20 protein-coding genes are annotated in these 20,879 nt (G+C 54.3%); 4 read left to right on the forward strand and 16 right to left on the reverse strand.

Annotated elements, in window-relative coordinates:
* Positions 1-192 precede the first annotated feature (192 nt).
* The gene (gene maeA, locus GFC06_RS15960; RefSeq protein ID WP_153690366.1) at positions 193-1,890 is read right to left on the reverse strand and encodes a malate dehydrogenase; all 1,698 of its coding nucleotides are present in this window, start codon (positions 1,888-1,890) and stop codon (positions 193-195) included.
* A 179-nt stretch (positions 1,891-2,069) separates the two neighbouring features.
* Positions 2,070-2,210 carry a stationary-phase-induced ribosome-associated protein gene (gene sra / locus GFC06_RS15965; RefSeq protein WP_006684530.1) on the reverse strand — a complete coding sequence of 47 codons (141 nt, stop codon included), beginning with the start codon at positions 2,208-2,210 and terminating at the stop codon, positions 2,070-2,072.
* Between the two features lie 227 nt (positions 2,211-2,437).
* Between sra and GFC06_RS15970 the strand changes: the two genes are divergently transcribed.
* Positions 2,438-2,869: an OsmC family protein gene (locus GFC06_RS15970; protein WP_019076792.1), complete on the forward strand. Its 432-nt coding sequence runs from the start codon at positions 2,438-2,440 to the stop codon at positions 2,867-2,869.
* A gap of 47 nt (positions 2,870-2,916) precedes the next feature.
* Here GFC06_RS15970 and GFC06_RS15975 read toward each other — a convergent pair whose 3' ends face one another.
* The 6 genes from GFC06_RS15975 to GFC06_RS16000 are packed head-to-tail and all read right to left on the reverse strand — an operon-like array spanning position 2,917 to position 8,632.
* On the reverse strand, positions 2,917-3,687 hold the full coding sequence (locus tag GFC06_RS15975) for a 3-hydroxybutyrate dehydrogenase (protein WP_047359111.1): 771 nt from the start codon (positions 3,685-3,687) through the stop codon (positions 2,917-2,919).
* Positions 3,688-3,698: 11 nt separating this feature from the next.
* A complete protein-coding gene (locus GFC06_RS15980; RefSeq protein WP_200079951.1) occupies positions 3,699-5,093 on the reverse strand; it encodes a GntP family permease in 1,395 nt (464 codons plus the stop codon).
* A gap of 43 nt (positions 5,094-5,136) precedes the next feature.
* Positions 5,137-6,060, reverse strand: a complete 924-nt coding sequence (locus GFC06_RS15985; RefSeq protein WP_153690367.1) for a 3-hydroxyacyl-CoA dehydrogenase family protein — start codon at positions 6,058-6,060, stop codon at positions 5,137-5,139.
* Complete coding sequence (locus GFC06_RS15990; protein ID WP_103766301.1) at positions 6,050-7,255, reverse strand: acetyl-CoA C-acetyltransferase; 1,206 nt, start codon at positions 7,253-7,255, stop codon at positions 6,050-6,052. Before GFC06_RS15990 ends, GFC06_RS15985 begins: the two co-directional genes overlap by 11 nt.
* A gap of 10 nt (positions 7,256-7,265) precedes the next feature.
* A complete protein-coding gene (locus GFC06_RS15995) occupies positions 7,266-7,922 on the reverse strand; it encodes a CoA transferase subunit B (protein ID WP_103847926.1) in 657 nt (218 codons plus the stop codon).
* Positions 7,923-7,924: 2 nt separating this feature from the next.
* A complete protein-coding gene (locus GFC06_RS16000; protein ID WP_046276373.1) occupies positions 7,925-8,632 on the reverse strand; it encodes a CoA transferase subunit A in 708 nt (235 codons plus the stop codon).
* A gap of 142 nt (positions 8,633-8,774) precedes the next feature.
* Here GFC06_RS16000 and GFC06_RS16005 point away from each other — a divergent pair, with 142 nt between their 5' ends.
* A complete protein-coding gene (locus tag GFC06_RS16005) occupies positions 8,775-9,665 on the forward strand; it encodes a LysR family transcriptional regulator (RefSeq protein WP_016153095.1) in 891 nt (296 codons plus the stop codon).
* A 28-nt stretch (positions 9,666-9,693) separates the two neighbouring features.
* On the opposite strand, the gene GFC06_RS16010 is transcribed toward GFC06_RS16005, so the two are convergent.
* From GFC06_RS16010 to GFC06_RS16040, 7 genes are read right to left on the reverse strand one after another with little or no spacing between them, the layout of a single operon-like run.
* Positions 9,694-10,629 carry an ABC transporter ATP-binding protein gene (locus GFC06_RS16010; RefSeq protein WP_103847925.1) on the reverse strand — a complete coding sequence of 312 codons (936 nt, stop codon included), beginning with the start codon at positions 10,627-10,629 and terminating at the stop codon, positions 9,694-9,696.
* Positions 10,622-11,608 (reverse strand): ABC transporter ATP-binding protein, encoded by a 987-nt coding sequence (locus GFC06_RS16015; RefSeq protein ID WP_016156537.1) that lies wholly within the window; start codon positions 11,606-11,608, stop codon positions 10,622-10,624. Before GFC06_RS16015 ends, GFC06_RS16010 begins: the two co-directional genes overlap by 8 nt.
* The gene (ddpC, locus tag GFC06_RS16020; RefSeq protein ID WP_075848214.1) at positions 11,605-12,501 is read right to left on the reverse strand and encodes a D,D-dipeptide ABC transporter permease; all 897 of its coding nucleotides are present in this window, start codon (positions 12,499-12,501) and stop codon (positions 11,605-11,607) included. Before ddpC ends, GFC06_RS16015 begins: the two co-directional genes overlap by 4 nt.
* Positions 12,498-13,520 carry an ABC transporter permease gene (locus tag GFC06_RS16025; protein ID WP_016153091.1) on the reverse strand — a complete coding sequence of 341 codons (1,023 nt, stop codon included), beginning with the start codon at positions 13,518-13,520 and terminating at the stop codon, positions 12,498-12,500. The genes ddpC and GFC06_RS16025 overlap by 4 nt, the downstream gene beginning before the upstream one ends.
* A gap of 44 nt (positions 13,521-13,564) precedes the next feature.
* On the reverse strand, positions 13,565-15,127 hold the full coding sequence (locus GFC06_RS16030; RefSeq protein WP_047359103.1) for an ABC transporter substrate-binding protein: 1,563 nt from the start codon (positions 15,125-15,127) through the stop codon (positions 13,565-13,567).
* 15 nt (positions 15,128-15,142) lie between these two features.
* Positions 15,143-15,730, reverse strand: coding sequence for a D-alanyl-D-alanine dipeptidase (gene ddpX / locus GFC06_RS16035; protein ID WP_049281777.1), 588 nt, complete (start codon positions 15,728-15,730; stop codon positions 15,143-15,145).
* Positions 15,731-15,744: 14 nt separating this feature from the next.
* Positions 15,745-16,611 carry a MurR/RpiR family transcriptional regulator gene (locus GFC06_RS16040; RefSeq protein WP_016156533.1) on the reverse strand — a complete coding sequence of 289 codons (867 nt, stop codon included), beginning with the start codon at positions 16,609-16,611 and terminating at the stop codon, positions 15,745-15,747.
* A gap of 400 nt (positions 16,612-17,011) precedes the next feature.
* Here GFC06_RS16040 and hdeB point away from each other — a divergent pair, with 400 nt between their 5' ends.
* Both hdeB and GFC06_RS16050 read left to right on the forward strand, forming a co-directional pair.
* Positions 17,012-17,341, forward strand: a complete 330-nt coding sequence (hdeB, locus tag GFC06_RS16045) for an acid-activated periplasmic chaperone HdeB (protein ID WP_003019999.1) — start codon at positions 17,012-17,014, stop codon at positions 17,339-17,341.
* 155 nt (positions 17,342-17,496) lie between these two features.
* Positions 17,497-19,440, forward strand: coding sequence for a methyl-accepting chemotaxis protein (locus tag GFC06_RS16050; RefSeq protein ID WP_016153087.1), 1,944 nt, complete (start codon positions 17,497-17,499; stop codon positions 19,438-19,440).
* Positions 19,441-19,505: 65 nt separating this feature from the next.
* Here GFC06_RS16050 and GFC06_RS16055 read toward each other — a convergent pair whose 3' ends face one another.
* On the reverse strand, positions 19,506-20,873 hold the full coding sequence (locus GFC06_RS16055; RefSeq protein ID WP_131405916.1) for a glycoside hydrolase family 10 protein: 1,368 nt from the start codon (positions 20,871-20,873) through the stop codon (positions 19,506-19,508).
* Between the last annotated feature and the right edge of the window lie 6 nt (positions 20,874-20,879).

Raw genomic sequence — 20,879 nt, forward strand, 5'->3', positions numbered from 1 at the left:
GCAGCACGATACCGATAACGCTTGAGCACTGGCGATCGCCAAAAGCATGTGAAACGATAAAACGTTCACAGTACAGCATAAGTATCCTCCTTATTATTTTCCAAATGTTAATCGATGGTGAAAGTGTAATCGTAAGTCACGCAGTCGCGCAAGTTCTGAGCGCCCGGCAGCAACGTGCCGCCGGGCAAACCGTCAGATAGAGGTACGACGGTAGTCGCGGTATTCTGCCTGCCAGAAATTATCGTCAATAGCCTGTTGCAGCGCTTCGGCGGAGGTTTTCACCGCCACGCCTTGCTGCTGGGCCATTTTACCGACGGCAAACGCGATGGCGCGGGAAACGGTCTGAATATCTTTCAGCTCAGGTAACACCAGTCCTTCGCCGTTGAGCACCAGCGGTGAATACTGCGCCAGCGTTTCACTGGCTGACATCAGCATTTCATCGGTGATACGCGATGCGCCAGAAGCAATTACCCCCAGACCAATACCCGGGAAGATATAGGCGTTGTTACATTGGGCAATGGGATAGATTTTCTCTTTCCACAGTACCGGCGCGAACGGGCTACCGGTCGCAACCAGCGCGTTACCCTCGGTCCAGGCGATAATATCCAGTGGCGTGGCTTCTACGCGGGAAGTCGGGTTAGACAGCGGCATGACGATCGGACGCGGGCAATGCTTATGCATTTCGCGAATGATCTCTTCGGTAAACAGGCCGGTCTGTCCGGAAACACCAATCAGGATGTCCGGCTTAACGTTGCGTACCACATCGAGTAACGACAGCACATCTTCTTGCGTATCCCAGTGCTGCAGATTTTCGCGTTTTTGCACCAGTTTGGTCTGGAAAGAGAGCAGGTTCGGCATCTTATCGGTTAACAGGCCGAAGCGATCGACCATAAACACGCGTTGACGCGCCGCTTCTTCGCTTAAACCTTCACGCTGGATTTGCGCGATGATCTGCTCGGCAATTCCGCAACCGGCGGAACCTGCCCCGAGGAAGACAATGTTCTGTTCGCTTAACTGGCTACCGGCCGCACGGCTGGCCGCAATCAGCGTGCCAACGGTTACCGCAGCGGTACCCTGAATATCGTCGTTAAACGAGCAAATTTCATCGCGATAGCGGGTCAACAGCGGCATGGCGTTTTTCTGTGCGAAGTCTTCAAATTGCAACAGCACGTCCGGCCAGCGATGCTTCACGGCCTGGATGAATTCATCGACAAATTCGTAGTATTCATCATCGGTGATACGCGGATTACGCCAGCCCATATACAGCGGATCGTTGAGCAGTTGCTGGTTGTTGGTTCCGACGTCCAGTACCACCGGCAGGGTGTAGGCCGGGCTGATCCCACCACACGCGGTATACAGCGACAGTTTACCGATTGGAATACCCATCCCGCCGATCCCCTGATCGCCAAGACCCAAAATACGTTCCCCATCGGTGACAACGATGACCTTGATATTGTGGTTAGGAACGTTTTGCAGGATATCGTCCATATTGTGGCGGTTCTGATAAGAGATAAAGACGCCGCGCGCGCGACGATAAATCTCGGAGAAACGCTCACAGGCCGCGCCAACCGTTGGGGTATAGATAACCGGCATCATCTCATCAAGGTGATTATGCACCAGCCGGTAAAACAGGGTTTCGTTGGTGTCCTGGATGTTGCGCAGGTAAATATGTTTATCGATTTCGGTTTTGAATCCCTGATATTGGATCCAGGCGCGTTCAGCCTGTTCTTCAATCGTCTCGACCACTTCCGGCAGTAACCCCAGCAGGTTGAAGTTACGGCGTTCTTCGGCACTGAAAGCACTCCCTTTATTCAGTAAAGGGAATTCCAGCAGAACCGGGCCAGCGTAGGGGATGTAAAGGGAACGCAGTTTTTTAGTTTCGTTTTCCATGTCACTCACTCTTTTTTGAATAACCGTCCCTGGCACTCTTTATGATCGTATGTGGCCTGTCAGCCAGGGAAACGGCCGAAGTATAAAGCATTGTGAATGGGTTAAGGGGTTTTATAAGCAAAAACACCACTGCGGTTGCAATGGTGTTTATCTCGTTATTCAGTCAGACGTGCGAAAGGCTATTTGCCGTCAGCGCGGCGCTTTCTTCCGGTAGGATTATTGACCACGTTGGTTTTGTCACCTTCGGTCACGACTTTGCGTTGATTTGAGATTTTGTGGTCCAGTCCGAGAATATGACGGGCCTGACGGTTCGATTTCATTCTAACTCCTTAATCCTGTTACTGGTTTCAAGGGCGAGTCCGTATGAGAACGGACGAAATACAACCTGATAGAAAGCCGATGTTAAAAATAGCGGCTTTCTGGATGGTCGGTCATTTCAGCTGAAAGGTCAATGCTTAAGCGGCAAATGAGAACTATCCCGTATGTGCCATGCTTTTTCTCAGCCGTCCTATACTTGTAACTCCAACGACAACACAGGAGAGCGGTAATGACTATCCATAAGAAAGGTCAGGCACACTGGGAAGGCGACATTAAGCGCGGTAAAGGTACCGTGTCGACCGAAAGTGGGGTGTTGAATCAGCAACCGTATGGGTTTAATACCCGATTTGAAGGGGCGAAAGGCACCAATCCTGAAGAGTTGATTGGCGCGGCGCATGCAGCCTGCTTCTCAATGGCGCTTTCGCTCATGCTGGGCGAAGCGGGTTTTACCCCAGATGCCATTGATACCACTGCCGATGTTTCTCTGGATAAAGTGGATGCCGGATTTGCTATCACCAAAGTCGCGCTACACAGTCAGGTGAGCGTCCCGGGGATAGATGCCGCCACGTTTGATGGCATCATCCAGAAAGCAAAAGCCGGCTGCCCGGTATCACAGGTACTGAACGCGGAAATCACGCTGGATTATCAGTTAAAATCATAAAGAAGGTGTGCCGGATGCGACGGGGTCTTATCCGGCACCAGATGTCTTTATTGCGCCACCCAGCCGCCATCCATATTCCACGCCACGCCACGCACCTGCGACGCCCCGTCTGAGCACAAAAATAGCGCAAGCTCACCCAACTGTTGCGGCGTGACGAATTCGCGCGACGGCTGTTTTTCCGCCAGCAGGGCGTCACGCGCGGCGTCAGGCTCAGCGCCTTCGGCAATACGTTTATCGATTTGCTGCTGGACCAACGGCGTAAGCACCCAACCGGGGCACAGCGCATTGCAGGTAATACCCGTCTGCGCGGTCTCCAGCGCAATGGTTTTGGTTAATCCCACCACGCCGTGCTTCGCCGCCACATAGGCGGATTTCTCTTTTGAGGCCACCAGACCATGAACAGAAGCGATATTGATGATGCGTCCCCAGTTACGCGTTCGCATGCCTGGAAGCGCCAGGCGCGTGGTGTGAAAGACAGAAGAGAGGTTAATGGCGATAATCGCGTTCCATTTATCAACCGGGAAGGTCTCCACCGGAGAAACATGCTGGATCCCGGCATTGTTCACCAGAATATCCACACCGCCAAATTCGCTATCGGCATAGCGCATCATGTCGGCAATTTGCGCTTCATCGCTCAGGTCCGCGCCATGATAGCCCGGCGTTTTGCCATACTGCGCAATGGCATCTTTGGCGGCTTCCACATCACCAAATCCGTTAAGGATCAGGGTTGCGCCCGCTTGCGCCAGCACCTGTGCGATGCCTAATCCAATACCGCTGGTAGAGCCGGTAACCAGAGCGGTTTTTCCCGTTAAGTTCATGATGATTCTCCTTAAACAATTCCGGTGGTGTAGAAGACGCCGATAACAAACAGCACGGCCAGACTTTTAATTACGGTAATGGCGAATATCCCGCCGTACGCCTGACGATGGCTAAGACCGGTTATGGCCAGCAGGGTAATGACCGCACCGTTATGTGGCAGGGTATCCATACCACCACTGGCCATTGACGCCACGCGGTGGAAGACCTCGAGGGGAATATTGGCGGCATGGGCGGCGGCAATAAAAGTGTCAGACATGGCGGCGAGGGCAATACTCATCCCGCCAGACGCCGAACCGGTGATCCCGGCAAGCGTGGTGATGCTGATAGCCTCATTGAGCAGCGGGTCGGGAATGGCTGCCAGCGCTTTTGACAGCACGAGGAAACCTGGCAGGGCGGCGATCACTGCGCCAAAACCGTATTCTGATGCGGTGTTCATGGCCGCGAGGATCGCGCCGCCAACCGCCGTTCGGCTCCCTTCCGCCAGGCGACCTTTAATGTTGCGATAGCCGAAGAGCACCACCAGCAGGATCCCAGAAATCAGCGCCGCTTCTACCGCCCAGATAGCGGTGATTTTACCGACTTCGGTGGTAATCGGTTTGGCAAGGCCCGGAAGTTCCAGTTGATGCGTAGCGCCATACCATTGCGGGATCCAGCGGGTAAACAGTAGGTTAAAAACGCCAACCAGGATCAGCGGAGAGATAGCAATTATCGGGTTCGGCAGGTTAATGTTATCCGGCGTTTCCGGCTCGTTTAACAGTTCAGTGCCATACCCTTCATTCTTTGCCTGCGCTTTACGACGCTGGCGCTCGAGATAAACCAGACCGACAACGATGATAAACAGAGAGCCGATCAAACCCAGCCAGGGCGCGGCCCAGGCGTTAGTTCCAAAGAAGCTGGTCGGAATAATGTTCTGGATCTGCGGCGTGCCTGGCAGAGCGTCCATGGTGAAGGAAAACGCGCCCAGCGCAACGGTGGCCGGGATCAGGCGCTTCGGAATATTACTCTGACGGAACAGCTCCGCCGCAAACGGATACACCGCAAATGCCACCACGAACAGCGATACGCCGCCGTAGGTCAACAGCGCACACACCAGCACAATCACAGGGATGGCGTGACGACGCCCGAGAATGTTGATGGCGGCGGCAACGATGGAGCGAGAAAAACCCGATAACTCGATTAACTTGCCAAACACAGCGCCCAGTAAGAACACCGGGAAGTAAAGCTTCACAAAACCGACCATTTTTTCCATAAACAGGCCGGTGAAGGCAGGGCCGACGGCGCTGGGTTCGGTGAGCAATACAGCACCTAATGCCGCGATGGGGGCAAACAGGATGACGCTATATCCGCGATAGGCTGCCAGCATCAGCAGGCCCAACGCTGCCAGGGCGATTAATACACTCATCATGACTCCTCAATATCATTGTTATAGTGGGGTACAGAAAGAGAAGTTACGGTTTCAGGGCAAAGCGCAGTTGATGCTCTCTGCGTTGCTGGATATATTCCTTGCGCGAATCATCCCAGCGATAAAATCCCTGACCGCTGCGCAAACCGGTATCACCGTTAGCCACCTTGTCAGCGACCAGAGACATCATGTCGATCCCGGTTGCCAGCTCCGGTAGCAGATGCTGACAAATGTCCTGTACCGTAGAAAGTCCGGTCATATCCGCCGCCTCCAGCGGACCGACCATCGCATAGCGACGACCGAGCGAGGCGCGCATTACCTGATCCACCACCTCTGCGCTGGCGATCCCGCTTTTTACGATATGCAACGCTTCACGCAGCAGAGCGAACTGCAGGCGATTACCGACAAACCCCGGCGCGGCGCGGTCGAGCACGACGGCTTCCAGTTGCATCGAAAGCAGCAGTTGTTGCAGCTCCTGCAGATATTCCGGCTTCGTGGCCGTGCCGGGTACAATCTCAACCAGTGGAATAAAATGCGGCGGGTGCCAGAAATGGGCGATTAACAACCGCTCAGGATGGACGAGCTTTTCTGCCAGCGCATCCGGCGGCAGGCCGCTGGTGTTACTGGCAATGACGGCCTCAGGTGCGATCAGTGCTTCCAGTTGTGCATACAACGCGTGCTTGAGTTCGAGTCGCTCCGGTATGGCTTCGATCAGTAACCCGCACGCGGCGATATCTTGCAGTGAGGTAGTGCCATGCAGACGACTCACAGCCTGTGCTTTGTCGTTTTTAGGAAACTGTTCGGTGGCAATCAGTTCATCCAGAATTCCGCTGGCAACTGCGCCAATGTCTGCAATACGGTTACTATCGGTGTCGTACAGCCAGACATCGTGACCATAACGGACGAAGTGGGTGGCAATACCGACACCCATTAAACCCGCGCCCAGTACGCAGATATGCTTACTTTTCATGAGATACCTCCTGCGGGCGCTCAACCGCCAGCGCCACCCCCTGACCGCCGCCTACGCACAGCGTAGCCAGCCCTTTGGCGGCGTTACGGCGGGCCATTTCGTGCAGCAAAGTCACCAGAATTCGGCAACCTGACGCCCCAATGGGATGGCCCAGCGCAATCGCGCCGCCGTTTACGTTCACCCGATTGCTGTCCCAGTTCAGGGATTCGCCAACCGCCAGCGCTTGCGCGGCAAAGGCTTCGTTGGCTTCAATGAGATCGACATCATTTAACGTCCAGCCAGCTCGCTTCAGGCACTGAAGTGATGCCTCTACCGGCCCAATACCCATAATCGCAGGGTCGACGCCGGAGACAGCGTAGCCCGCCACTCTGGCAAGAACCGGCAGATTGAGTTCTGCTGCTTTGGCGGCGCTCATCAACATCACCGCGGCGGCGCCATCGTTGATTGAAGAGGCATTCCCGGCGGTCACCGTGCCGTTACCTGGGCGAAACGCTGGTTTGAGCTGCGCCAGCTTTTCAGCCTGCGTATCCGGACGAGGCTGTTCGTCACGATCCACGACACGCGGCGGTTTTTTGCCCTGCGGGACGCTGACTGGCGTGATTTCCGCGCTAAAACGACCGGCTTCAATGGCGGCGGCTGCTTTTTGCTGTGAGCGCAGGGCAAAGGCGTCCTGCTGCTCGCGACCGATCACGAACTTATCCGCCAGATTTTCCGCGGTAATCCCCATGTGATAGTCGTTAAACGCATCCCACAGACCGTCATGCACCACGCTGTCTTTCATGCTGGCATGACCGAGCCGCAGTCCCGCCCGGGCGCCGTCGAGGAAATAGGGCGCATTGCTCATGCTCTCCTGCCCACCGGCAATCACAATTTGCGCATCGCCGCAGCGAATCGACTGGACCGCCTGATGTACCGCCTTCATGCCCGAGCCGCACACCAGATTCAGGGTTAACGCGGGCGTGGTGACCGGCAGTCCTGCGCGTAACGCCGTTTGCCTGGCAGGGTTCTGGCCGCAGCCTGCCGTCAGAACCTGGCCGAAGATCACTTCGTCAATTTGCTCAGGTGCCACGGCGGTTTTTTCCAGCAGCGAACGGATCACTACTGAACCTAGTTCAACCGCGGAAAGCGGAGCCAGCGCGCCATGAAAACTGCCAATTGGGGTGCGCGTTGCCGCGACAATAACAACATCCTGCATGGTCAGCTCCTCAGCTAAAGTGCATTTCGGGGACATTTTCGGGAACGATCAGCTTGCCGGCGGTTCTGGAGACAATCTCATCCACGCTGATGCCCGGCGCTCGCTCGCGCAGAATGAACGCCCCATCGGCAATCTCCAGCAGCGCCAGATCGGTAAGCACACGTTTAATACAGGCCACGCCGGTCAGCGGCAGGGTGCAGGCGGGAAGCAGTTTCGACTCGCCGCTTTTAGAGGCATGCGTCATCACCACGATGATGTTGTCGGCTCCGGCAACCAAATCCATCGCGCCGCCCATGCCTTTCACCATTTTTCCGGGGATCATCCATGAGGCGATATTGCCGTTAACATCCACTTCAAACGCGCCGAGCACCGTCAGGTCGACGTGACCGCCGCGGATCATGGCGAAGGATTGCGCCGAGTCGAAGATTGCCGCGCCTTTGCGCGCCGTCACGGTCTGTTTCCCGGCGTTGATCATGTCAGCATCAATTTCGTCTTCCGTGGGAAACGGGCCCATACCCAGCAAGCCGTTTTCCGATTGCAGCATTACGTCCATGCCTTCAGGAATGTAGTTCGCCACCAGAGTAGGAATACCAATCCCGAGGTTGACGTAATAACCGTCTCGCAGCTCGCGGGCGACACGCATCGCCATTTGTTCACGCGTTAACATGGTCAGGCTCCTTTCTGGCGCAGGGTGCGTTGTTCAATACGTTTTTCAAACTGCCCCTGGATAATGCGGTTAACGTAAATTCCGGGGGTGTGAATTGCGGCGGGGTCCAGCTCTCCGGGAGGGACAATTTCTTCAACTTCCACGACGGTAATACGCCCAGCGGCAGCCATCAGCGGATTAAAATTCTGTGCGGTGTGGCGATAAATAACGTTGCCGTACCAGTCGGCTTTCCAGCCTTTAACCAACGCAAAATCACCGGTTATCGCCTGCTCTAAGATGTAAGGGCGTCCGGCAAACTCGCGAACCTCTTTCCCTTGCGCGACCGGGGTTCCGTATCCGGTCGCGGTAAAGAATGCCGGGATCCCCGCGCCGCCCGCGCGCAACTGCTCAGCCAGCGTGCCTTGCGGCGTCAGGATAGCTTCCAGTTCACCGCTGAGAACCTGCTGCTCAAACAGGGCGTTTTCACCTACATAAGATGCGACCACTTTGCGTACCTGGCGCGTTTCCAGCAGAACGCCAAGGCCAAAACCATCCACGCCGCAGTTGTTTGACACAACCGTAAGCCCCTGAACCTCCCGACGGCGTACTTCGGCAATCAGGTTCTCAGGGATCCCACATAAGCCAAAACCGCCCGCCAGCAGCGTCATGTTATCGGTCAGTCCTGCCAGCGCCTCTTGATAGGTGGCAACCCGTTTATCCAGTCCAGCCATACACTTGCCCCTCCTGTTGTCCTTGCCGACATCATTGGGGGTGAAAAATGATTTGTTAATTTTAAATTTGTGACTCACTCATTGGGTTTTTTTATCAATTTAATGTTAATTAAAGGTATTCAACAAGTTAAAGGAATGCGAAATGGGAATGAGCATCAAACAGTTACGCGCGTTTTTAGCGGTAGCTCACACTCTGAATTTTGCTCATGCCAGTGAAAGACTGAATATGTCGCAACCCGCTTTAAGCCTGGCGATTAAAGGACTGGAGGATTCACTGGGCGGGGCGTTACTGTTGAGAACCACCCGCAAAGTGACTCTGACGCAGGAGGGGGAAACGCTGCTCAACATGGGGCGACAGCTGCTGGCGGACTGGGAGAATACGGAAGAGGCAATGCGCCAGCGCTTTACGTTGCAGCGCGGGAAAATCTCTATTGCCGCCATGCCCTCATTCGCCGCTAACGTCCTGCCATCGGTACTGAAAACGTTTCGTGATTCCTACTCCGGGATCAACGTAACGGTACATGACGTCATTAACGAACAAGTGATTGAGATGGTCAGTGAAGGGCGGGTGGAGATGGGCATTGCCTTTGAGCCGGACTCTTCAGGACATCTGCATTTCACCCCGCTCGGCGTGGATCGTTTTATCGCGATTGTTCCGCCGACATGCAAACTGGCGGGCCGGGATCGTATTGCGTGGCGCGAGTTACTGACGCTGGATTTTATCACCCTGCAACGTCCTTCTGCCGTGCGCCTGATGCTGGAAGAACAGCTGGTGCAAAGTGGGCATACGCTGGAAGTGGCGCTGGAGAGCCATCAACTGGTGACGGTTGGTCGCCTGGTGGCGAGCGGACTGGGCGGCAGCGCCGTGCCCGCATTGTGCCGTACGCAAATGACAGAGCTGGGCGCAACCTGTATCGATCTGGATACGCCGGTGATCCAGCGTCGGATCGGCGTTTTGCGTTCGGCGCATCATAAGTTATCTACCGCTTCTGAAGTGCTGGTGGATTCACTGAAAAAGGCGTATTGCACCTGACTCTCACGCAATACGCCAACTGCTCAGCTCATGCAACCGCCCGCCAGCAGCGAACTTCACCACCGCTATCACTTTTCAGCAATGCCTGTTTCTTCTCACAGCCGCTGGTTGCCAGTGGGCACCTGTCACGGAAAAAACAACCCTGGGGCAGCGTTCGGTTCCCCGGTAGTTCGGTTTTCCGTAACACCAAATCCTCCGCCAGCGGTGCTCCCGTTTTAGGGACCGAATCCAGCAATAATCGCGTGTAGGGATGGGCGGGCTGCCTGAGTACCTGCTGCGCATCGCCCAGCTCAACAATTTGCCCGAGGTACATCACCGCCACGCGGTCGCTCATATGGCGGACCACCGACACGTTGTGCGAGATCAGCACGTAGGTCAGGTTTCTGCGCGCCTGCAATGACACCAGCAGATTGAGAATTTGCGCCTGCACGGAGATATCCAGCGCCGAAGTAGGTTCATCGAGCACAATCACGTCCGGCTCTGATGACAACGCCCGGGCGATGGCAATACGCTGGCGCTGTCCACCGGAAAACGCATGCGGCAGGCGGTCGAGATATTCAGGACGAATTCCCACTTGTCGCGCCAAATCTTCAGCAAGCATACGGCGCTCACGTTCTGCAGGACGTTTTTGGATCCACACCGGTTCGGTGATAATCCGCCATACTGGTAAGCGCGGATCCAGCGATGAAAGGGGATCCTGAAAGACCATTTGCATACCGGTATGCTGCTTGTCACCACGGCGCGCATAGTTGCCCTGACTGGGTTTCAGCATCCCCATCAGCAGTTGCGCCAGCGTACTTTTTCCACAACCGGACTCGCCAACAATCCCCAGCGTTTCCCCCTGACGGATCTGTAAATCCAGACCATTGAGCGCATGCACCCGTTCCGTTACCTTGCCGAGCCAGTTTTTACGCGCAGGGAAGTTGACATGAACATTCTGCAGCGCCAGTAAAAAATCAGACATGTGTTGTCTCCAGTTGCGGATACCAGCAGGCAGATTGTTGATCCCCGCCTCCCTGACTGCGTAACGCAGGTGTTTCTTCACAACGGGGGCCAGCGGCAAAGCAGCGCTCGCGAAACGCGCATCCCGTCGGTAAGCAGGTTAAGTTCGGCACGGTGCCGGGAATGGCGGGCAGCAATGCGCGCGGCTCGCCGTGTTCCGGCGCGCATTTCAGCAGACCAATGGAATAGGGATGCGTCGGGCGTTGAATAACGGTTTGCGTTGGGCCACTCTCAATCACGCTTCCGGCATACATGACGTACAACCGGTCGCATAACTGTGAAACCACCGCCATATCATGGCTGATAAATAACACGGCTGTCCCGCTGGCTCGCGCTTTTAACTTCAGCAAACGCAGCACCTGCAGTTGCACCGTGACGTCCAGAGCGGTGGTCGGTTCATCGGCAATAATAAGCTCCGGTTCACACGAAAAGGCCAGCGCTATCATTACGCGCTGGCGCATCCCGCCGGAAAGCTCAAACGGGAAACGCTTCATGACTTCCGCCGCGTCCGGGATTTGCATCTCCTGGAGTAAAGCGATAGCTTTCTGACGGGCATCCGTGCGGCTTAATGCCTGATGATGGCGGATAACCTCCACCATTTGCTGACCGATGCGTCGGGTCGGATTCAGCGCCGTCATGGGTTCCTGAAAGATCATCGCTACGCGTGCGCCGCGCCATTGGCGCATTTGCTTCTCGCTGGCATTGAGCACATCTTCCCCCAGCAGCGAAACGCGTCCCTGGTGGATATGATAACTGCCTTCCGGCAGCAGACGCATGGTGAGCATGGCCGTCACGGACTTACCGGAACCGGACTCACCAACCACGCCAACGATTTCTCCGCGGTTGATATGCAGCGATACATGGTTAAGCGCATGCACGTCAGCTTTATAGCCGGGAAAACTCAAATGCAAATCTTCGATTTCCAGCACGGGTTGTGTCATGACTGTTTTCCTCCGGCTTTCGGGTCAAGCAGATCGCGAATACCATCGCCAAAGAGATTAAAGCCCACGGCGGTAATCAGAATGGCGGCGCCGGGGAAAGCGCAATACCACCACTGATCAAGCACATAATTACGGCCTATTGCGACCATCGCTCCCCATTCAGCGCTGGGTTGCTGTGCGCCCAGACCGATAAATCCGAGCGTGGCGGCCATCAGGATCGCACTGCCGATATCCAGCGACGCTTGCACAATTAGCGGGGGCAGAGAGTTACGTAAAATGTGCCAGCTAATCAGATGCCAGCGTGATGCGCCGTAGGTCCGCGCCGCCTGCACATAGGTAAACTGGCGCACTACTAACGTTTGACCGCGTGCGAGGCGCACATAAAACGGAATACGTACGATAGCAATCGCCAGCATGGCGTTAAACAGGCTTGGACCCAACGCGGCGGCCAGCGCCATCGTCAGCACCAGCGAGGGAATGGACAGCATAATGTCCATTATTCGCATAATAATTGCATCGGCGCGTCCGCCCATGACGCCAGACAAACAGCCCAGCAGCGAACCCAATCCCCCGGCGATACCCACCACGACCAGCCCCGCAACGACCGATTGTTGGCTACCCACCAGAACGCGGCTGAACAGATCGCGGCCGACTTCATCGGTACCAAACCAGTGAGCGGCTGACGGGGGCAGCAGGCGTGCACTCAAATTGATGGCATTAGGGTCGTGAGGGGTTATCCACGGCGACAGCACCATCAGCAGCAGTATCACTACAATGATGACCCCGCCAACCAGCGTCAGCGGGCTGCTTTTCATCATCCAGAACAGTTTAGCCCAGTCCGTGCGACGGCGTGCTGTCTGAGGCGCGGCTGGCGTTTCTTGTGTGAGCATCATTGTGCGTCTCCGCGTCCAATTCGTGGATCGATCCACAAGTAGAGTAAATCCACCACCAGGTTAACCAGCACATAGGCGAAAGAGACCACCACGGCAAATCCCATTACCGCCGGGAAGTCGAGCGCCTGAATCGACGTCACCACCCAGGCGCCCATTCCCGGCCAGGCGAAGACCGTTTCAGTCAGCACCGCACCGTAGAGCAGATCGCCCAATGCCAGGCCGAGAACGGTTATCGAGGGGATAAGCGCATTTGGCAACGCGTAACACAATACGATGTACCAGCCTGGCAACCCGCTGGCGCGAGCGGTGCGAATGTAATCTTCACTCAGTTGCTCCAGCATGGCGGAGCGAATCTGACGGGCAACGATCCCCAGGTGCACAAAGGCCAGCGTCAGTGATGGCAGGATCAGATGCTGAAGCGCATTGAAAAAGACTTCGCCATTGCCTTCCAGCAGTGCATCAATCAGATAGAACCCGGTGACGTGAGTTGGCGGATCCAGCCAGTCGTCTAAACGTCCACCGCCGGGTAAAATTTGCAGATGACCATAAAACAGCACAATAACCCCCAGCCCCAGCCAGAATGCTGGCGTGGAGATACCGGTGATTGCCATCAGACGAACGAGGTGATCAAGCCAGCGGTTGCGCCAGACCGCAGATAAAATGCCCAAAGGAATACCGATAACCAGCGCCAGCAACAAGGAGCAGAAAGCCAGCTCAAGGGTGGCGGGGAAGAAGATGCGCAGCTCATCCAACACCGGACGTCCGGTGCGAATAGAGGTGCCTAAATCGCCGTGAAAAATGTCGCTGACATAGCGAAAAAACTGGACATACAGCGGCTGGTTCAGCCCCAACTGTTGGCGAATATTTTCGACAATTTCATCGCTGGCGCGATCGCCCGCCAATAGCCGTGCAGGGTCGCCAGGTATCAGGTGCGAAATAATAAAAGTGATTACGCAAACACCGATAACCACCAGAATAAGTCCCCAGCATCGCTGGCGTAAAATGCTCCAGAACGTCATTAGCTTCCCCTTGCGGAGCCAGAGCGGCTCCGCATTAACGTGGCTTATTTACTCATGGTGGAGATATTGAAGACCTGTTCCAGCATGGGGTTGAATACAAATCCTTTGACGTCTTTGTTCATCGCCAACTGATAGTTTTTCTGGAATAAATAGACGTAGGCGGCTTCATCAATCACGATAGTTTGCGCCTGTTGGTAGTCATTGGTTCTGGCAACCTGATCGGTCGTGGCCAGCGCGCTACGCAGCAGCTTATCGACCTCACCGTTTTCATAGAACGAACGGTTACCCGGCAAGCCTTTCTTATCTGACTCAAACCAGTAGTTCATAAACATGTACGGATCGGCGAAATCTGGGCTCCAGTTGCCAATGGCAATGTCGTAATCTCCTTTGCCCACGCGGTCACGCATGGTGGCGTTCGCCAGTTTTTCCAGCTTGACCTTAATGCCCAGTTTGCCAAGGCTTGCCTGGGTCGCGAGCGCGATAGGTTCCCAGTTGGGGTCATTATCCGAGTACAGGAAGCTCAGGCTGTCAGGTTTGGAGGCAACTTTGTCCCACGCCGCTTTCGCTTTGGCTTCATCGAAACTGTACTGCATGGCCTTGTCGTCAAAACCCCACATGCCTTCAGGGATCGGACCTCGCATTTGCTTACCGTTGCCGCTCAGGATCCCGTTTACCATGCCTTTATAATCGGTGGCCCACGAGATGGCGCGGCGTAAATCCACCTGATTGAGCGGCGCTTTACTGTTATTCAGATACAGATAGGTCACGCGCAACGAGGGATAATCCGCCACGTTAACTTTGCCTTCCTGTTTTAAGGCGGCAAGCTGATCGACCGGAAGCGCATCGGCAATGTCGATATCACCCCGCGACAATTGCAGACGGCGAGAGGCGCTTTCACCGATAATTTTTACCGAAACCCGCTTAAACGCAGGTTTTGCACCGGCATAATATGGGTTAGGAACCAGCACCAACTGCTGTCCCTTTTGCCAGCTTTTGAGCATGAAGGGACCGGAGCCTGCCGTGTTCTGCGCCAGGAATCCGCGGGCATCGTCTGCGGCATGCTCTTTTAAGACGGCCGGGTTAATAATTGAAGCCCCGTCATTGGCCAGCGTATACAGGAACGGCGCAAATGGCTGGCTGAGGGTAAACTTCACCGTATTGTTATCGATAGCCTCAACCTTCAGATCTTTCGGGAACGCTTCTGCAGGCCCCTGGCCGATTTTGAGCAAGCGTTCAAAAGATTGCTTAACCGCATCAGCCGTCACCGGCGTTCCGTCGGCGAATTTGGCATCGTTTTTCAGGATAAACGTCCACTCTTTTTGGTCGTCAGAGGCCTTCCAGCCGCTGGCCAAATCGCCTTCAACTTCCGTGGAGCCTTTACCGCCATCCGTTTTGTACTGAACCAGCCGCTGATAAGAGGGATAGGTGACCGTCCAGTCGTTGTTATCGATGGTCACGGCGGGATCGAGCGTCTGCGGATCGGCAGCTTTGCCGATCACCAGCATATCTTTGGGAACGGCGGCCTGCGCAGCGGGCAGGGCAAACGCCAGCGCAACGGCTATCAGAGCGGGGCGAAAAAACGCGTTTAACGCAAGTGTAGTCTTCATAACCAGGCTCCAGAATTAAAGGGAATGTTGTGTTGTTATGGGTGTGACAGTGTAACAATCTATCTGATCGTCAAGCAGCGGATAGCGGGCGGCATCAGGTAATTCAAAATGCCACCACTCGCTGCTGATACCGACAAAACCGCCACCGAACATAATGGCATTGAGCAGCAGGCGGTTGCGCTGCGCAGCCGGAGGAACAGAAGGGTGCCAGGCATGGGAACGGTCGTGCATCTCATCAAAGCCCGCGCCCATATCGAGAAGATTGCCACGATCGTCCATTAGCGTAACGTCAATGGCCGTCCCGCGGCTGTGATTGGATCCTATCGCCACATCGACAACATACTGAGGATCCGGACACGCATTCCACAGCACCGCCTGCGCCTGCTGCGGGCGATACGCGTCGTATACCACAAGTTTCAGGCCCGCCAGTTGCGCAATACTGATGCTTTTCGCCAGCGCAGTGACCGCCTCGGTGTGCAACAGGCAACGAGCTTCCCGGTAGATAGGGGCGCCGGTAATGTTGTCTGCCGTAGCGTATTTAAGATCGATATGCAGCGACGGGAATATCACCGACAGATCGACCAGTTCTGGGGTTTCTGACATAGCACGTTTCCTGTTTATTGTTCGAATTGACCAAATTGTTGTTGTAACTGGCGATTGGTTTGCAGGCGTTCTGCGAGGGAGTCACCCAGTTGTGCCACCACCGCAGAGAGTAATAAGTTGAACAGACAGCTCACCGGAGCCAGTGAGTCCCAGAAATGTCCGGTGTCAGTTTTCACCTGAAGTAAGTCAATGGAATAGTCTCTGGCCCACGGGCACCACACATCGGTGATTAACGCCAGCGGAATGCAGCGTTCTGTGGCAACGCGGCAATATTGTCGCGAGATAGCGGAATAGGCGCGCATATCGGTGATCACCACGTAAGGCTGGGTGAATCCTGAATTCAGCGACTCGACCCAACTGCCGGAAAGCCCTTCGGAGTAGCTGACTTTAGGCCGCAGGTATTCCAGGTGACTGAAAAAGGCGTTAGCGATCCCGCGGGTGGACTGGATCCCAAGGATATACACGGCTTCCGCATGCGCCAGCCGCTGCGCTATGCGTAAAAACGTTTCGCCTTGCGCGAGTTGATAGACATAGGTAATGGCGTCGATTTCCAGTAACAGCGACTGCTGCGCGCGATCTGGCAGGCTTTGTTGTTGGTGCCAGGAGTCCAGCCGCTCGTTCATCCCCCAGGGTTGATAGGCGACGACGGGTAGCTCCCGCAGGCTGGCTTTTGCATCTTCCAGATTGCGAAAACCCAGTTTACGCAGATAGCGTCCAACGGTAATGCCGCTGGTTCCGGTTGCTTTAGCAATACCATCCGCGGTTTCAAAAGGGATCTGCACAGCATGGGCTAACAGCCACCCGGCCACGCGCTTTTCGCTGGGCGTCAGTTGGCTAAAGGTCTGCTCTATGCGGGTAAATAACTCCGGTTTCGCTGTCATTACCTTCTCGCTGTTAATTGTTTGTCAGAGTACGGTTCACTGTTAGCAAATTAACAATGCAGGACGCGTGCCATGTAGGTAACAGCGGCACGCCGACCATTTTTGTTAAAAATCAGCACATATCCGTTAACTAATGATCAACATTTGTGCAGCGTAGTTCAGTTTTGGTGCAGCGACAGGGGAAGAGGGGTATGAATCTGCTGATTTCGTCGGAACGATCACATTGTGGCCACGTTTTACACCCAGACATCAGAATCAGTAATGTGAAATATAAATTTCAGCCATATCAATGGTGGCAATCTTTATTCTTATGACGTTAGGGGTATTATTTTTTGCGAACTACATTAACGGTTTGAAGCGCAAGTGTAGATATTATTTATATTATAAATGGAGTACTACAATGAATAAATTCTCCCTTTCTACAGCAGGTATTCTGGTCGCAGCGCTGTTAACCAGTGTCAGCGTCAATGCAGCAACTGATAACGCTAAAACTGAAGTGACTCCAAAAGGCATGAATTGCCAGGAGTTTATTGATTTGAACCCGCAAACTATGGCCCCGGTGGCTTTCTGGGTGCTCAATGAAGATGAAGATTTCAAGGGTGGCGATTACGTAGACTATAACGAAACCGTGACTACTGCAGTTCCTCTGACCGTTGAACTTTGTAAAAAACATCCGCAGAGCGAATTAAGCAAAATAAAAGACGAAATCAAAAAAGAATTATCCAAATAAGATTAAGTTATTATTAAAACCCAGCCAAAGTGCTGGGTTTTGCTATTTGTGACAATGTCACCTATTTATTTTGTGATACTTAAGAAAACTTTATAAAGATATAAACGCCTGTGCCGATACTGGATAAAAGTTAGCCTTTTGCAGAAGGAGTTTGTATGGCCTGGTATCCTACTCGTATTTCAACGCGTTTAACCATCGGCGGCATTCTGCTGCTTGCAGTCACGACCCTTGTTATTGTGGTGATTATGCTCTGGCGTGGCCAACCGCGCGTCGTTGAAATCAACACCGCCCTGATAGAAGAAACAGGGCAAGGTTTAACCCGCCAGTTGAGTACCGTATTGTCCCGAATTGAAGGTGAGACCGTTAGCTTGTCACGACTGGCTGAGGTGCTGCCAAATGATGAATCTCTTTATCAAAGCGTCGTTCCGCATCTGATTGGTGAAGATAAAGATTCGATTATTACCGGTGGCGGCATCTGGCCAGAACCAGACGCTTTCACCGCAGGTGTGGAGAAGAGAAGCTTTTTCTGGGCGCGTAATGCTGAAGGTAAACTGGTGTATTCCAACGACTATAACGTCGAAGGGTCAAGCGGATACCACAATGAAAACTGGTATCAGCATGCTAAAGGGCATTCACAAAACAGTTGCTTATGGTCTGATGTCTACCAGGACGCCAGTTCAGGCGTCAACATGGTGACGTGCAGCGTACCTTATCAACTGGCGGGCAAGTTTGCCGGTGTCGCCACCACCGATATTCGCCTGGATAACGTCGCCACTTTCATGCAACAGCAGGGAAACAGCACCGGTGGTTACGCGTTTGTGGTGGACAAGCAGGGACAAATCCTCTATTTCCCGCAGGCCGATCTGGCGAAATATAAAACCATTAACGATCTGGCGCAAAGCGCGCAATGGCTTATCCCGGTGGAAAACGGTCTGAAATCTCTGCGCCCAGCGGACGGGGTGAAAACGATTACGCTTGCAAATGATAACGTCCTGAATTCGGCTTCACGGGTGATGCTGTTCCCGATGGCGGATACCGGTTGGGTTGTTGGTCTTGCGACGCCTGAATCGCGTATCGTCGGCCTTGCCAAAGTGATGATGCAGGACGTGCTGGAAGTGTTGATCCCGATCATGACCCTGTTGCTGGTGGGATCCTGGCTGGTGGTTCGCCGACTGATTTCACGTCTTGATGATACCCGTCAGGCTCTCGATGACATTGCGCAGGGAGAAGGCGATCTTACCCGTCGCCTGGATGTGCGTGGCAAAGATGAGATTTCCGCTATCGCCGAAGCGTTTAACCTGTTCGTCGATAAAATCTCAGCCATCCTGATCACCGTCAGAAGCAGTAGCGTAGTGGTGGCGAATAACGCTGTCAGCCTGGCAGACAGTAATATGGAACTTTCATCTCGCGTGACGCAACAGGCCGCTGCGCTGGAAGAGAGTTCGGCGGCGATGGAACAGTTAAATGCGACCGTTCATCAAAATGCCAGTAATACACAACTGGCGGATGAACTCTCTGATAGCACCGCGCAAACGGCCAACCGCTGCGGCGATGTTATGCAGGGTGTTATCTCTACAATGGATAACGTCAGTGCCTCATCCGGCAGAATGGTGGAAATTGTCGCGGTTATCGACAGCATTGCGTTCCAGACCAATATTCTCGCCCTGAATGCCGCGGTTGAAGCCGCCAGAGCAGGTGATGCCGGGAGAGGGTTTGCCGTTGTGGCCTCCGAAGTGCGCACGCTGGCCCAGCGCAGCGCCACCGCCGCGCAGGAAATAAAAGCATTGATCGATGAATCCGTTTCTCATGTAGGTAGCGGAAGCCAGCAAATTCACAATGCGGGCGAACGTCTGGGAGAACTGGTCAGTAATGTACGTCAGGTACGTCAGTTAATGGGGGAAATACGCGTTGCGGGTGAAGAACAACGCAAGGGCGTTTCCGAAGTTACGCTGGCCGTTACCGAAATGGACAGCACCGTACAGCAAAACGCCTCGTTAATAGATGATGCCGCCGCGCGAACGCAGGCGCTGAAAGAGGAGGCGGAACAGCTGGCGATGCTGGTCTCATCATTCAGATTGCCTGAGCCTTCAGTTGCCTGATGGATCGGTTAAGAGCGTCCGTATTACCGGACGCTCTTGCGTTATAAATCCAATACGGACGACCATTAACGCCCCCAACGACTGCGAATATAGGTCACGGCTTCCTGCGTTTGCGGCTGATTAAGGTAATCTTCGCGAAACAAAATTGTGCCGTTAATGTGCGGTTCAGACTCGTTCAGATCGAGCTGTTTTTTCAGCTCCGGCACGCCGCCTTTGACCGTCCAGTCAGGTTCTTTTCGCGACGGCTCACCGACTTTGTACAACGCCACCCCAATATACAGGCGGGTGTTGGTTGATTTGACGACATCTGCCCACCATTTCGCCAACACATCGTAACGCGCCGCGTCGCGGGCAAAAGGCCAGTACAGCTGCGGGGCGATGTAGTCCAGCAAGCCTTGTTGCACCCAGCGGCGGGTGTCCGCATACGATTCATCATAGGCTGCCGCGCCGCGCGTGTCGGAGCCCGCCGGATCGTGCGAACGGTTGCGCCACACGCCCGCAGGGCTGACGCCAAATTCAACTTCAGGTTTGAGTTTCTTGATGGTTCGTGAAACCTGAGCGATCAGGCGTTGCGTGTTATCGCGCCGCCAGTCAGCTTTGGAGACAAATCCCTGGCCGTATCTTCTGAAGGTCTGGCTGTCGTTGAGCGCAGAGCCGGGAGACTCGGTATAGAAGTAATCATCGAATTGCACGCCGTCAACCGGGTAATTCTCAACCACTTCCGCCACGATACTGGTTATCCAGTCACGCACTTCGGGAATACCGGGATCTAACACAAAACGCTCGCCCGAGGTACGGATCCAGTCCCGATGCAGGACATAAACGCTGGAAGGCGTCTGTGACAGCGTGTTATTTAATTCGGTAACCGTCGCAGGTTTAGTGTTAACGGACACGCGGTAGGGGTTAAACCAGGCATGGACTTTCATTCCGCGTTTATGCGCTTCATCGAGCATAAACCGTAACGGATCGTAACCCGGATCCTGACCAATCTTACCGGTCAGGGTATCTGACCACGGCAAGATTGTAGAATGCCACAACGCAGTGGCATCGGGCTTCACCTGGAAAAAAACGGTGTTAATACCAAGACGTTTCAGGTTATCCAGCTTGTCCGTCAGCGCCTTTTGCTGCTGGCTGATACGAACGGCAGGCGAGCTGATGTTGACGGATGAAATCGGCGGCCAGTCAAGACGCGAAACCGTTGCCAACCAGATACCGCGCACCGGCTCCTTGCTCTGCTGCGGTTTGCCTACCGGGGGTAGTGGGGTGATTTTTGAACCTGGCGGCTGTGAAGAACAGCTGCCAAGTAGCAACATACTGCCTACGAGCAGCGCGAACCATTTCATGTTGGTTCGCGGCAGCCTGGCTCGGGAACGGGCGAGAATATTCGCCAGTTTTTTTTGATAATTTGCTGAAATAAAACCGGATGCTGACATCAGATT

This window comes from Citrobacter braakii (assembly GCF_009648935.1).
Classification (GTDB): domain Bacteria; phylum Pseudomonadota; class Gammaproteobacteria; order Enterobacterales; family Enterobacteriaceae; genus Citrobacter; species Citrobacter braakii.

Coding starts and splice junctions, on each gene's coding strand:
- GFC06_RS16000 (WP_046276373.1), bottom strand. CDS start 8,632: ATGGCTGGACTGGATAAACGGGTTGCCACCTATCAAGAGGCGCTGGCA.
- GFC06_RS15990 (WP_103766301.1), bottom strand. CDS start 7,255: ATGCAGGATGTTGTTATTGTCGCGGCAACGCGCACCCCAATTGGCAGT.
- GFC06_RS15980 (WP_200079951.1), bottom strand. CDS start 5,093: ATGATGAGTGTATTAATCGCCCTGGCAGCGTTGGGCCTGCTGATGCTG.
- GFC06_RS16055 (WP_131405916.1), bottom strand. CDS start 20,873: ATGTCAGCATCCGGTTTTATTTCAGCAAATTATCAAAAAAAACTGGCG.
- GFC06_RS16050 (WP_016153087.1), top strand. CDS start 17,497: ATGGCCTGGTATCCTACTCGTATTTCAACGCGTTTAACCATCGGCGGC.
- GFC06_RS15995 (WP_103847926.1), bottom strand. CDS start 7,922: ATGTTAACGCGTGAACAAATGGCGATGCGTGTCGCCCGCGAGCTGCGA.
- maeA (WP_153690366.1), bottom strand. CDS start 1,890: ATGGAAAACGAAACTAAAAAACTGCGTTCCCTTTACATCCCCTACGCT.
- GFC06_RS16010 (WP_103847925.1), bottom strand. CDS start 10,629: ATGTCTGATTTTTTACTGGCGCTGCAGAATGTTCATGTCAACTTCCCT.
- GFC06_RS15975 (WP_047359111.1), bottom strand. CDS start 3,687: ATGAACTTAACGGGAAAAACCGCTCTGGTTACCGGCTCTACCAGCGGT.
- GFC06_RS16025 (WP_016153091.1), bottom strand. CDS start 13,520: ATGACGTTCTGGAGCATTTTACGCCAGCGATGCTGGGGACTTATTCTG.
- hdeB (WP_003019999.1), top strand. CDS start 17,012: ATGAATAAATTCTCCCTTTCTACAGCAGGTATTCTGGTCGCAGCGCTG.
- GFC06_RS16040 (WP_016156533.1), bottom strand. CDS start 16,611: ATGACAGCGAAACCGGAGTTATTTACCCGCATAGAGCAGACCTTTAGC.
- GFC06_RS16015 (WP_016156537.1), bottom strand. CDS start 11,608: ATGACACAACCCGTGCTGGAAATCGAAGATTTGCATTTGAGTTTTCCC.
- ddpC (WP_075848214.1), bottom strand. CDS start 12,501: ATGATGCTCACACAAGAAACGCCAGCCGCGCCTCAGACAGCACGCCGT.
- GFC06_RS16005 (WP_016153095.1), top strand. CDS start 8,775: ATGGGAATGAGCATCAAACAGTTACGCGCGTTTTTAGCGGTAGCTCAC.
- GFC06_RS15985 (WP_153690367.1), bottom strand. CDS start 6,060: ATGAAAAGTAAGCATATCTGCGTACTGGGCGCGGGTTTAATGGGTGTC.
- GFC06_RS16030 (WP_047359103.1), bottom strand. CDS start 15,127: ATGAAGACTACACTTGCGTTAAACGCGTTTTTTCGCCCCGCTCTGATA.
- GFC06_RS15970 (WP_019076792.1), top strand. CDS start 2,438: ATGACTATCCATAAGAAAGGTCAGGCACACTGGGAAGGCGACATTAAG.
- sra (WP_006684530.1), bottom strand. CDS start 2,210: ATGAAATCGAACCGTCAGGCCCGTCATATTCTCGGACTGGACCACAAA.
- ddpX (WP_049281777.1), bottom strand. CDS start 15,730: ATGTCAGAAACCCCAGAACTGGTCGATCTGTCGGTGATATTCCCGTCG.